The organism is Saccharothrix texasensis (assembly GCF_003752005.1).
Lineage (GTDB): Bacteria > Actinomycetota > Actinomycetes > Mycobacteriales > Pseudonocardiaceae > Actinosynnema > Actinosynnema texasense.
Map to the genome: position 1 here is coordinate 3,232,157 of NZ_RJKM01000001.1, position 11,677 is coordinate 3,243,833.

12 protein-coding genes are annotated in these 11,677 nt (G+C 65.8%); 9 read left to right on the forward strand and 3 right to left on the reverse strand.

What is annotated here, in order from left to right:
* The first annotated feature begins 194 nt into the window (after window positions 1-194).
* The 5 genes from EDD40_RS12890 to EDD40_RS12910 all read left to right on the forward strand — a co-directional run bounded on the left by EDD40_RS12890 (window position 195) and on the right by EDD40_RS12910 (window position 5,228).
* Window positions 195-1,169: a recombinase family protein gene (locus EDD40_RS12890; protein WP_123743113.1), complete on the forward strand. Its 975-nt coding sequence runs from the start codon at window positions 195-197 to the stop codon at window positions 1,167-1,169.
* On the forward strand, window positions 1,166-1,762 hold the full coding sequence (locus tag EDD40_RS12895) for a cadmium resistance transporter (RefSeq protein ID WP_123743114.1): 597 nt from the start codon (window positions 1,166-1,168) through the stop codon (window positions 1,760-1,762). The genes EDD40_RS12890 and EDD40_RS12895 overlap by 4 nt, the downstream gene beginning before the upstream one ends.
* Window positions 1,763-2,305: 543 nt before the next feature.
* On the forward strand, window positions 2,306-3,427 hold the full coding sequence (locus EDD40_RS12900) for a tyrosine-type recombinase/integrase (protein WP_123743115.1): 1,122 nt from the start codon (window positions 2,306-2,308) through the stop codon (window positions 3,425-3,427).
* A complete protein-coding gene (locus EDD40_RS12905; protein WP_123743116.1) occupies window positions 3,424-3,756 on the forward strand; it encodes a helix-turn-helix domain-containing protein in 333 nt (110 codons plus the stop codon). Before EDD40_RS12900 ends, EDD40_RS12905 begins: the two co-directional genes overlap by 4 nt.
* Window positions 3,753-5,228 (forward strand): hypothetical protein, encoded by a 1,476-nt coding sequence (locus EDD40_RS12910; protein ID WP_123743117.1) that lies wholly within the window; start codon window positions 3,753-3,755, stop codon window positions 5,226-5,228. The genes EDD40_RS12905 and EDD40_RS12910 overlap by 4 nt, the downstream gene beginning before the upstream one ends.
* A gap of 225 nt (window positions 5,229-5,453) precedes the next feature.
* On the opposite strand, the gene EDD40_RS12915 is transcribed toward EDD40_RS12910, so the two are convergent.
* A complete protein-coding gene (locus tag EDD40_RS12915; RefSeq protein WP_123743118.1) occupies window positions 5,454-5,951 on the reverse strand; it encodes a hypothetical protein in 498 nt (165 codons plus the stop codon).
* A 920-nt stretch (window positions 5,952-6,871) separates the two neighbouring features.
* Window positions 6,872-7,270, reverse strand: coding sequence for an HC3 family zinc finger protein (locus EDD40_RS12925; protein WP_342777763.1), 399 nt, complete (start codon window positions 7,268-7,270; stop codon window positions 6,872-6,874).
* Window positions 7,271-7,661: 391 nt separating this feature from the next.
* Between EDD40_RS12925 and EDD40_RS41000 the strand changes: the two genes are divergently transcribed.
* The 4 genes from EDD40_RS41000 to EDD40_RS12940 all read left to right on the forward strand — a co-directional run bounded on the left by EDD40_RS41000 (window position 7,662) and on the right by EDD40_RS12940 (window position 10,858).
* A complete protein-coding gene (locus tag EDD40_RS41000; RefSeq protein ID WP_148088776.1) occupies window positions 7,662-8,693 on the forward strand; it encodes a GAF domain-containing protein in 1,032 nt (343 codons plus the stop codon).
* Window positions 8,694-8,767: 74 nt separating this feature from the next.
* The gene (locus EDD40_RS12930; protein ID WP_123747987.1) at window positions 8,768-9,613 is read left to right on the forward strand and encodes an SDR family NAD(P)-dependent oxidoreductase; all 846 of its coding nucleotides are present in this window, start codon (window positions 8,768-8,770) and stop codon (window positions 9,611-9,613) included.
* Window positions 9,614-9,872: 259 nt separating this feature from the next.
* Window positions 9,873-10,469: a GGDEF domain-containing protein gene (locus tag EDD40_RS12935; RefSeq protein WP_148088777.1), complete on the forward strand. Its 597-nt coding sequence runs from the start codon at window positions 9,873-9,875 to the stop codon at window positions 10,467-10,469.
* A gap of 26 nt (window positions 10,470-10,495) precedes the next feature.
* Window positions 10,496-10,858 (forward strand): winged helix-turn-helix transcriptional regulator, encoded by a 363-nt coding sequence (locus EDD40_RS12940; RefSeq protein ID WP_170185055.1) that lies wholly within the window; start codon window positions 10,496-10,498, stop codon window positions 10,856-10,858.
* A gap of 64 nt (window positions 10,859-10,922) precedes the next feature.
* Here the strand turns inward: EDD40_RS12940 and EDD40_RS12945 are convergent, their stop codons facing one another.
* On the reverse strand, window positions 10,923-11,558 hold the full coding sequence (locus EDD40_RS12945; protein ID WP_123743122.1) for a prepilin peptidase: 636 nt from the start codon (window positions 11,556-11,558) through the stop codon (window positions 10,923-10,925).
* Window positions 11,559-11,677: the final 119 nt, after the last annotated feature.

Sequence of the window (11,677 nt, forward strand, 5' to 3'; positions counted from 1 at the left end):
CCGCCACCTTGCCTCGAACTCCGCCACACCAGCCGCAGCCGTCGGTCGACGTCCTCTCGAAACGATTCATTTCGAGAAGGCCGCCGTTGGCACCTCCGCGACGGCCCACGCGGGCCGGTTTTCCTCGCACAACCCGTCTCGCTCAAACCGTGCCTGGACCTGGTTGTGAGAAATGTTTGTGAGAGGATTCCGAGGTGAGCAGCAATTCGGGACCCACCGTCGCGTCCGACGCCGACGAGATCGAGCGTCACTCGTGCCCGCGCTGCGCGGTCCAGCCGGGTTCGCCGTGCCGGTCCCGCTCCGGCGCGGTCGCCACCACCTACCACACCGGCCGGTTCACCAAGGTGCCCCGACTGGCCAAGCTGCTGCGCGTGCCCGTCCCCGCCGACCGCTCACCGGGGCAGCCGTGGCGGCCGGGCACGCCGCCCCCGGCGCCGATTCCCGACGACCGGCCGGCCGCCGACATCCGCATCGGCTACGCCTGCTGCTCGCACCTCACCCAGGAGCTGCGCACCCAGCTCGACGCCCTGGCCGCGCACGGCATCCCAGCCGACAAGGTCTTCGCCGAGAAGGTCTCCACCCGCGTCCGCGTCCGCCCGGAGTTCGAGAAGGCCTTCGACACCTGCCGGCGGATCAAGGCCCACGCCCCGCACTGCCGGGTCATCCTCACCGTCCACGAGATGAAACGCCTCGGGCGCGACTGCGCCGAACTCACCGCGCTGGCCGACCACCTCACCGCCCACGGCATCGCCCTGGAGATGCTCGCCGGACCCCTGACCGGCATCTACGACCCGTCGGGCAGCGGACGGATGCTGTTCGCGTTCTTCGCCGCGATGGCCGAGATCGAACGCGAGAACATCCGTGAGGCCACCCTCGAAGGCCTCAACACCGCCGCCCGCAAGGGAAACCACGGCGGACGCCCGCCGGTGATCACCGAGGACATGCTGCACACCGTGCTGCGCCGCCGCGCCCGCGGCGAGTCCGTCGAGGACATCCGCCCCGACCTGATCATTCCCACCGGCAAGCACAAGGGCCGCAACCCCAGCCCGGCCAGCATCTACCGCGCCCTGGCCGACCACGAATGCCGCCAACGCCACCCCGAGGCCGTCGCCCAAGCCGCAGCCGAGTTCGCCACCCGGCACACCGCCGGAGGGGCGGCACGATCGTGAACCCGGGTCTCATCGCCCAGGCGGCCGGCCTGTTCGCCGTCACCAACATCGACGACATCCTGATCCTGGCCCTGTTCTTCGCCCAGGGAGCCGGGCACCGCAGAGCGACACGCAACATCACCACAGGCCAGTACCTCGGCTTCGCCGCCATCCTTGCCGTCGCCGCAGCCGCCGCGTTCGGCGCCACCTTCCTGCCGGCCGGCGCCGTGCCTTACCTCGGCCTCCTGCCACTCGCGCTCGGCGTCAAAGCCGCAGTCCGGACATGGCAGCACCGCAACGACACCGACGAGGAGCAGTCCACCGGGAACAGCGGACCGAAGGTCATGGAGGTCGCCGCGGTCACCCTCGCCAACGGCGGCGACAACATCGGCGTCTACGTGCCCGTCTTCGCCACCGCAGGCATCGGCGGCATGGCCGTCCACGTGACCGTGTTCCTGCTCCTGGTCGCGGTGTGGGTCGCGGCCGGGCGGTACTTCGCCACCCGCCCCGCCGTCGCCAAGGCACTGTCGCGCTGGGGACACGTCCTGCTGCCGGCCGTCCTGATAGGCATCGGCCTGCTCATCCTCATCGATGGCGGAGCCTTCGGCCTGTAGGACCACCAAATCCGCACAACAGACCCGAACCCGCGCCGTCCCGAACGTCAGCGCCGACACGTCACTACCGACACCCAAAGACCGCAATCACAGCACCGAACCACTGACACCCCCGTGACGTATGCCGGGTCAGCGAACTGACACCTCTCAACCGGTACGGCGGGGGTCGACCCAGTTCGCCGATGACGCTATCGCAGATAGTCATCCGGTATCTGCGGAAAGCGCTTCACATCAATCCGGCAGTGGGCAGTGGCAGCGCGATGACCAGCCCGTTCAAGGCTTAGCGCCGTCCACCGTTCCGATGTTCCGAGTGGCCGCAATTTCATCGGATGCACAACACAGATCAGATGGCACAACGACCGGGTTGAGCGACCGTTGATGCTGGTAGCAGCCTCATGTGATCGACCTGGTCCGGGGTGGTGTCGAGCGTACTGGCAGGCGGCAGGAGTTCCGCCGCAGGGCACTGACCTGTCGATTTGCCAACCGCATTACATCTGATGAAAGATCCCTTCGTCAGATGTAGGTGACCGAGGGTGGTGGCGAGTGGGTCAGGACGGGTTGGCTCCGGGAGCGGCAGGGCTGCACCTGGTCGGCGGGCTGTCGCTGCTGCGGCCCGAGGAACAGGTGTTCGGCGCGATGCTGGACGGGTGGCGCAACCAGCAGTTGGCGCGGAACCTGGCGTTCTCGACGATCAACGGCAGGGAGAAGGTCGTACGGGCGTTCGCCCTGCACGCGGACACCTTTCCGTGGCACTGGACCGCGCACCAGGTCGACGAGTGGCTGGGCGATCTGCGGGCCGTGCGCAACCTGAAACGCTCGACGCTGCGCAACTACCAGGAGGCGATCGGCTCGTTCTGCGCCTACCTGATCGACCCGGCCTACCAGTGGTCGACCGAGTGCGAGCAGCGGTTCGGCACCCACCCGATCCAGGTGGTCCACGAGTGGAACACCGCCGTGCACGTCGCCGATGCCGAAGCGGACGCGAGCAAGCGGGCCTTCACCCGCAAAGAGTTGATCGCGTTGTTCGATCATGCCGATGATCAGGTGGACCGGATTCGCAAGGCCGGCCGCAAGGGATGGCTGCCGGCGTTCCGCGACGCCGCCCTGTTGAAGACCGCCTACGCGTTCGGCTTGCGCCGCAACGAGATCAGGATGCTCGACACCGTAGACTTCGGACGCAACCCGGACGGACCCGAGTTCGGCGAGTACGGGGTGCTCTACGTCCGGCACGGCAAGGCCAAGAAGGGTTCCCCGCCCAAGCGGCGCAGTGTGGTGGCCGTCTGGGACTGGTCGGCGGAGATTTTGCAGGAGTGGATCGAGGAGTTCCGGCCGCTGTTCGCCACCACCGACTCACCGGCGTGCTGGCCCTCGGAACGAGGTCCCCGCATCGGGCTCAGCTCGATCAACACCCGGCTGGCCGCCTACCGCGACGAACTCGGCCTGGACCCCGCGCTGGACTTCCACTCGCTGCGCCGCAGCCACATCACCCACCAGATCGAGGACGGGCTGGACGCCCGATTCGTCCAGGAGCAGGCAGGCCATGAACACGCGAGCACGACCTCGCTCTACACCTGCGTGTCCTCGGACTACCGTCGCCGCACCCTGCGCCGCGTGCTTGACGCCACTGTGCAGGCCGCGCTGAAGCCGACCGGGAGGACCCGATGAAGCGTCAGACCAGCTATAAGTGGCGGCTGCGCGAGGTCATGGCTGCGGCCGGGATGTTCGCCGCGACCGACCTGGAACCCCACCTGCACGACCGCGGCGTCACGCTGTCCTCGGTGCAGGTCTGGCGGCTGGTCACCCAGACCCCCGAACGGCTGTCGCTGCCGGTGCTGGCCGCTCTCTGCGACATCTTCGACTGCAGCCCGGCCGAGCTGATCGCCACCAAGGCAGAGAACACCGCGCCCCGCAAGACCGCCGGCGGCGAGGCGAAAGTGGTCGATCTGGCCACCACGATCCGTCCCAAACGCGCCAGAATCCGCCCCGAAGCATGAGCGACCGTCCCTACGCCACCGCCGAGCAGTATGAACGCTGGTTCAAACGGGATTGCGCCCGCTGCGGGCGACATGGCCACTTCGCGGCGCACTGGCCCGATGGGCATGTCTGCCGCACCTGCCACGACCGCGCCCTGGGAGTGCGGGGCCAGTGCCCGTGCTGCGGCCAGAACCGCGCATTGCCTGGCCTCGGTGATGACGACGTTCCGGTTTGCGCCGACTGCGCGGGTTTCCGTCGGTCCTACGCCTGCTCCCGGTGCGGCACCGAGGGCAAGCTGCACCGCAGGAGACTCTGCACCCGCTGCACCCTGGCCGACCAGCTCCATCAAGCCCTCGACGACGGCACCGGCCGGGTCCACCTGCCACTGGTCCCGTTGCTCGACGCGATCGTGGCCACGCCCAGGCCGAAGAACGGGCTGAGCTGGTTGCGCAGCCAGCAAGTCCGACAACTGCTGGGCGACCTGGCGACCGGCCGGGTCGCGCTGACCCACGAGGCGTTGCAGGAACTGCCGAACTGGCGCACTGTCGCGCACCTGCGCGACCTGCTCATGGACTGCGGCGTCTTGTCCGTAGTCGACAAGCAGGTCCTGCACACCCAGACATGGCTCCACCACCGGCTCGCTGCCTTGGCCGACAACCCGCATCAGCAACTGCTTCGGCAATTCGGACTCTGGCACCAGATTCCCCGCCTGCGCAGGCGAGCCCAGACCCGTCCACTGACCGACGCCGCGCGCCGGTCAACCGGCGAGCAGTTCACTCAGGCCGAGCGGTTCCTGAGCTGGCTCGACGGGCGGGACCGGCCCCTGACCGACTGCACCCAAACCGACATCGACACCTGGCACGCTCAAGCCGCCGAACACCACAAACGCAACCTCCGCCAGTTCCTGACCTGGGCGATCAACACCCGCCACATGCCCAAGCTGGCCTTACCGATCTTGCACGTCCGCGCCGGACAACCCATCTCCCAAACCCGGCGCCTGGCGCTGCTCCGCCGCCTTCTGACCGACGACCAACTGCCCGCACGCCCTCGCGTCGCCGCCTGCCTGATGCTGCTCTACGCCCAACCCGCCAGTCGCATCGTTCGACTGACTACAGACGACGTCCTATGCGACGGCGACCAGGTCCTCGTCCGCCTCGGCGAGCCGCCGTCCCCAGTCCCCGAACCAGTCGGCGATCTTCTCCTGCACCTCGCGGGCCACCACCACAACCCCAACGACTCCGGCAGCCGTTGGCTGTTCCCCGGCACGCGAGCAGGTCAACCGCTCCATGCCCGAACGCTGCTACCGCTCATTCGCCAACTCGGCGTTCCCGCCCAGGCAACCCGAGTGGCAGCCCTGCGCCAACTCGTCCTCCAGGCACCGGCACCCGTCATCGCCGACGCGCTCGGCTTTCACAACAAGCACGTCACCCGAGTCTGGACCGACGCGGGCGGCGCCTGGAAGACCTACGCCCCCAGCGATCCTGGTCGGTGAACCCCGACCAGGAATACGGATACAGCGGGTTGTGCCGTCGCCGACGAGGCCCGACGCATGGACCGTGCTGCTGGTCCTGTGCGCTGGCTGACCGTGCCAGGCGTGATCGACACCGGGTGAAGCCACTTCCGTCGGGATCACTCTGGGATCAGATTGGGGATCCCGGTGAGCGCGTAGTCCACCGAGACGTGTTCCGCTGGCGCACGGCAGCTCGGTCGCGCAGGGTCAGGGCATCCAGCAGATGTCGCCCGCGTAACCGGGAGACAGGCCGATCCTGTCCTCGTAGTTCACGCCGTTCACCGTCACCCGGCTGAAGACGGTGACGCAGACCCCGGTCCCGAAGTGTTGGATGCCGCCGGCGAAGGTGGTGAACGTGCCGGAGTCGGACCAGCTGGTCTGCCAGGTGGTGCGGCGGAGAACGATCTCCATGTGGTGGCTGCCCTCAAGGTTGTCGAAAGTCTTCGCGCACAACGTGCCGTTGTTGGCGCTGGTGTAGAGAACCTCCACGTAAGAACCAGCAAAGGCGCCCCCGGCGCTGATCAGGGGTGCGCTATACACAAAAGTGCCCGTGCACGTGGTCACCGGTCCGCCGTAGCCCGCCGGCGCGCTGGCAGTTCCGGTCGCGGAAGCGGTGGAGGCACTCGCGACGGCGACTGCGACCACGAGCCCGACGACGGCCGCGAACCCGGCTGCCTTGTTCTTGACTCGCTGCAATGGAGACATTCACTCACTGTAGTCGGCCGATCGCGGATTGTGCTCCGCCGTCGTAGTGATGTGGTGTCCCGGACGACCTCGCCACAACGACCGACCACCGCGCCGCCGTATCCGTCGCCCAAGCCGAAGTTCTCGACGCGCCTCCTGTCGCGCGCGCACGCGGCAGATCGAAGATGGTTTGGACGCTCGGTTTGTCCAGGAGCAGGCCGGTCATGATCATGCGAGTACGACGTCGCTGTACACCTCGATGTCCTCGGACTACCGCACCCGCACGCTGCGCCGAGTGCTGGACGCCACCGTGCACCAACTCCGACAGCAGATGGCTGCTCCCAGGGCAGCGAGCAGGCCAGCCGCTCCACCCGAGAACGCTGCTGCCACTGATCCACGCGCTCGGCGTCCCTGTCCAGGCCACCTAGGTCTCCGCGCTACGTCAGCTCGTCCTTCAGGCACCGGCACCGGTGGTCGCCGATGTGTTCGGGCTTCCACACCAAACACGTCGCCGGGGTCTGGACCGACGCGGGCGGGACCTGGAAGACCTACGCTCCCCGCGATCACAGCCGGTGAGCCTCGGCTGGAATACCAACTACTCGATCAATGAAGCCTGCCAGTCTCAACCCCTGACCCCCACCAACGTGTGACGACCCCCCGTCAGCTGTGCGGGTCAGGGGTCTGGGTTAGTCGTTGCCGTGCACGCACGGCACAGCTGCTGGGCACCGTCCCAGCGGTGATAAGAGGGGTGTAGAGCACACCCCGCAGTCTTCGTAGCGCAGTTCGCCGTGGCCGCAGCGTCGCGCCCAACGATGGGGTATGCACCCAGACGTAAGCTAAGGGTTTTGATGCGCTCGACATACAATTGTTTCCGGTGGCGCACTGTCCGGACCTGAACCGCAGCAGGTGCCACGCTGGGTTCGCATTCGTTGTCCCGACGGCTATTGGACCTGATCGGAGCCAGGCTCCGTCGGTCTCGGACAGACCCGATTTGCCGGAACCGGTCGTGACCGTACCCCGCTTGCCCGAACAGAGGTATTCCGTGAGAGACTAGGCCGCTTCACAGCTGCGGCGCCAAAAGAAAACATTGGAATGCCTTCACGTTCGCGCCATGATGAGTCGCACTTCGTGCACGTTGGCCAGCACCAGTTCGGGTAGGTCGGTTGTGGAGTGCGTGGAATGACAACGGGTTCGCGACAGAGAGTGGAGCCGGTGTCGCCCGGTACAAGCGTATCGTCGATGGCGTGACGGTATCCAAGGTACGGAAACCAACGAAATGCGCGTGTGCCCACCGTGAACCTCCAAGCGTTGCAACGCGGAAATAAATATCGTTGCGTCACTAGAATTTGACATCCGCTTACCGTGGGACCATGAACGCTCTGTTCGGCGCGACAGTCAACAATACTTTCCGGTTATGACGAATGTAGACCGGGATGTGTGACCGCCGACAGCGCCGCGTGCCTGCACCTCACGACGACACAGGGATAGCCCCATCTCCAACGAGGAACGAAACTCGCGCAATCGTTGCGCCATAAGCTCCCAGCGGTGCCGAACAGTCGCATGATCCAGAGTGGACTGCTTGTCATGCCCAAAATCTGCCTGCCACTACAGCCTGACGCCCTCAACGGACCGACACCATCACCCCACGCGGGTATCGGTGATCGAGCGCGAGTTGGCCTGTAGCGATAGACTGCCCGACGGGGTTTACCTTTGATCGGGGGTGGCGGATCGGTGGCAACGGACTGGCTGTTGATCGAGACATTCGGCGGCCATCGCCGCGAGCCGACAGTGATCGCTGTCGGAAGCAGCCCGAGGAACATGGTTCCGATACGCTCGATCCTAGGTCGCGGCCCCTTTTTCGCGGACGTTCTCGCCCTGATCGCGCGAGTGATTGAAAGCGGAAATTCGGAAGAGGTCGCAACCATCACAGGAAAGCGCCGCGTAATCGGTCATCCCGTAAAGACGTACGGTGACCGTGTCCACGGCGTTTACGCCTGGGTGGGCAGGTTGAACGACGAGCCACCGCGGCGGAACCCTGCAGGTGCCTGGCATATAAATATCACCAGACACATCAGCAGTAGGTCAGATGACCTGCTCCGCCTCTACGGGACGGAAGCCGGTAACTGGAGGAACGAACACGACCTGGCGGAGCTTTTCGCATACGGTCGGTTGCAAACAAATTCGGACGAGTCAAAAGCGCTGGCCATGCTTGTCAACGCGACAGCCGGAGCGGAGCATCAAGCGACGTGGACTGTGAAACGGGACGACGGAGTACGGCGCGCGGCTCATTTTGCCTGCCGATGTGTCGAGGTCCCCACTGTCGAGGGCGGGACAGAGCTGATAGTTCGGGGAATTACGCACGACATCGGCTTGTCCGAGAGTGTGCCCACAGCGCCGCCATCGGCGCCGGTGCTGCTGGCTCAGCAGGTTGTGGCAGCGGAGGCGACGCCCGGTCGGTGGCGTGCGATCGTGGACCTGCGCACAATGCGGCTGCTGCGTTGGCTCGATGACCCGCTGCCCGGAATCGCCTGGAAGCTCGATACGCCCCACAGACCAGGCATCCACCGACAGGATCTCCGTACTGCGGTCGGAATGTCCAACGCACTTGCCGCCTGCGGTCGCGCACGCGGCTCGCTGCGCCTCCGTGCGGAGAATGGCGAGTGGATTCGAGTGCACGCCACCGCAGCACTCATGCTGCTCGACCAACACACCACCGCAGCTCTGGTGACTCTCACCATGCCCAACGGCGACAAAGTCGATTGAGATCGCCGAGCACGCCGAGAACACAGGACCAACCCGTCTTCGGACAGTGTTTCGACGGAAGGTTAAGGGTGACGATGAGCTTCGACGGCAAGGTCGCCGTGATCACTGGCGCGGGTTCGGGGATCGGGAGGGCACTGGCCATCGAGCTATCGCGACAAGGCGCGCATGTGGCGTTGTCCGATCAGGACGGTGCGGCCGTGGCGGATACCGCACGTCATTGCGAACGGGCCGGGGTGCGCGTGCGGGCCGAGACGGTCGACGTGACCGATTGGGCTGCCATGCAGCACTTCGCAACTGCGGTCGACAGCGAGTTCGGTGGAGTCGACGCGGTGTTCGCGGTCGCCGGGATCATCCACCGCGGCAGCCTCCTCGACTCCGACATCTCGGACTTCGACCGGGTCATGGCAGTGAACTGGCGAGGTACGGTCCATACCGTCAAGGCATTCCTCCCCTACGTTGTCACCTCGACCAGCGGCCACATCGTGACCTTCTCCAGCGCCTTCGGCTTGATAGCCACTCCGAAATACGGTGCCTACAATTCGTCAAAGTTCGCCGTTCGCGGGTTCACCGAATCGCTGCGGCAGGAGATGACCCTTGCCGGGCATCCTGTTTCGGTGACATGCGTGTACCCAGGTGGTGTTCGAACCTCGATCGTCCGCAACGGTCTCTTTGCAGCTGGCGAGAACCCGGCCGCCGCAGCGAGGAACTTCGAAACGCGAGTCGCGCGCACCGAGCCGGAGCAGGCGGCAGTGATCATCTTGCGCGGGGTCGAGCGCCGACGGGCGCGCGTCCTGGTCGGGTCCGACGCACGCCTGGTGGCGGTGTTCGCGCATGTTGCAGGCACCTTCTACCAGAACTTGATGCCGGCGGCGGACCGCCTTCTGGGGCTGAGGTTGCGCAAGGGCGCACGCCGCAGATGACGGAAACTGCCGGTCACGTACCGCAGCGGTTGACGTGACCGGCGTCACTGCCTAGCCTGGGCTGATCGGCGTATGCCGGTTGGGTTGGCTCTGTCGCCATCGAGCTGATCCCTGAACTGCAGTGGTGAGGCCTGCTGTGCGGCGGCCTCCGGCATGATCGGGGATCAGCGTGTCTTGGCGAACGTCACTTTCCGGTAGTCATCGTGATAGGCCCTGTGGCGCACTGCTGCGCTGGTCGCGGCACGTGTTCGCTTCAGTGGTGAAGCAGGACGGCAAGCACTCCTCGGCGCGGTGCTGGATGTGCGGCACCCCGGTCGAGGGCAGGTGGGCGCTCGATGACCGCACCGGGCTGTTGACCTGGCGCAGTTGGCAGGACGCCGCCACCCAAGCGCTCGCACGAATGAGCGGCCCGAGGCAGGGTGCCTTGCTGTTCATCGATCTCAACCGGTTCAAAGTGATCAACGACCGGTACGGACACCTTGCCGGTGACATGGTGCTCGCGGCCGTGGCCGACGTGCTGCGCTCGGCGACGCGCCATGGTGACTTGATCGGCAGGTACGGGGGCGACGAGTTCGTCGTGCTGCTCACCCGCTGCGATGTCACGGACGCACGAGAGGTTGCGCAGCGCATCGCGAAAGGGATCCGGGCGCTGGTCGTGGCAGTGACCACCGTGAACGGAGTAGCGGCGGCACACGTGGCTGGACTGTCGGCATCAATCGGTATGGCCCTCACCGACGCCGCACCGGCACTTGGAGAGCTGGTGCTGGCTGCCGATGCCGCGCTGCTGGCGTCCAAAGAGGACGGACGTCAGGCAGAGGCATGTGCGGTGGGATCACGGCGGGGTGACGATCGATGACCGATACCGGTGGGCGTGGAACTCTGATGAGGGACGAAGCGAGCTCGTTCGCGGCCCTGCACGAGGTGTTCAGGCTGCTTGGGGGGAAGTGGGACGCTGCGATCTTTTCAGCGTTGGCAGAAGGCCCGCTTCACTGGAGCGAAATACGGGCGAAGATTCACAGCTACCGCAAGATGAGCCAGAATGATGCTGGCTCGACGTTGCACGACAGTATTCTCTCACGTGCACTGCAGCGCATGCAGCGGGATGGACTTGTCATCCGCGTCGAGCAAGCGGCCGTCTTCCCGCGCTCGGTTACCTACGCTCTCACGCCGACGGCAGAGTGCTTGGTCGAAAAGCTCACTCCTGTTGCCGAGTGGGCGATGAACCAGATCCGACCGGGTGGTTAACAGATGCGGAGTGCCGCTTCAACCAGAGCCCGGCTCACGCAGGTCACTTTTTCTCGGCGTTCGCCTATACCGGGAGACTGACAACCAGGAGTGCGCCCAGTAGCAGAAAGGGGCCTAACGGCAGGGTCGAGTCGCGTGTCAGGCGGCCCGACGCTCGCAGCACGAACCAACCGAGAGCCGCAGCGAGCCAGCCGAGCATGGTGCCCACGATGAGTTCCGACCAACCAAGCCAGCCGAGCGCGAGTCCGAGCAGGCCACCGAGCTTGACATCTCCTGCTCCGAGTCCTCCGCTGGTGAGCAGCGCGATGCCGAGGTAGAGCAGGGCGAGGATCGTCATGCCTGCCAGCGCGTGAAGCAGCCTGGTCGGCTGCGAGTCCGCCATGGCCGATGCGAGCAGCAGGGATCCGACGACGGCGGCGGTCGGCAACAGCAGTCTGCTCGGCAGGCGTCGTTCCAGACCGTCTACTGCCCCGAGCGGGACTCCACCGGCAGCGAGCACGCTGAAGGGAAGCAGGTCGAACCGCTCACCGAACCGCCATGCGAGGACCGCGAACGCGGCTGCTGTGAGTGCGGGGAGTGCCCATGCCAGGAAAAAGATTGCAGTGGGTCGTGAACCGAGTAGCCGCCGGACCGGAATAGCGAGGAGCGCGCCGGTCAACAGTCCAACACCGGCCCACAGCGGCAGGAGCACACCGTTCATCGCGGACTCCCCATTCGGCTACGTTGTGCAGCTCCCACAACACTGCCCTCAGGGCTCGGATACTTTCACTTGCTCAGCCCACAGGATCTCGATCGGACCGACCTTAACCTGAAAGAGTG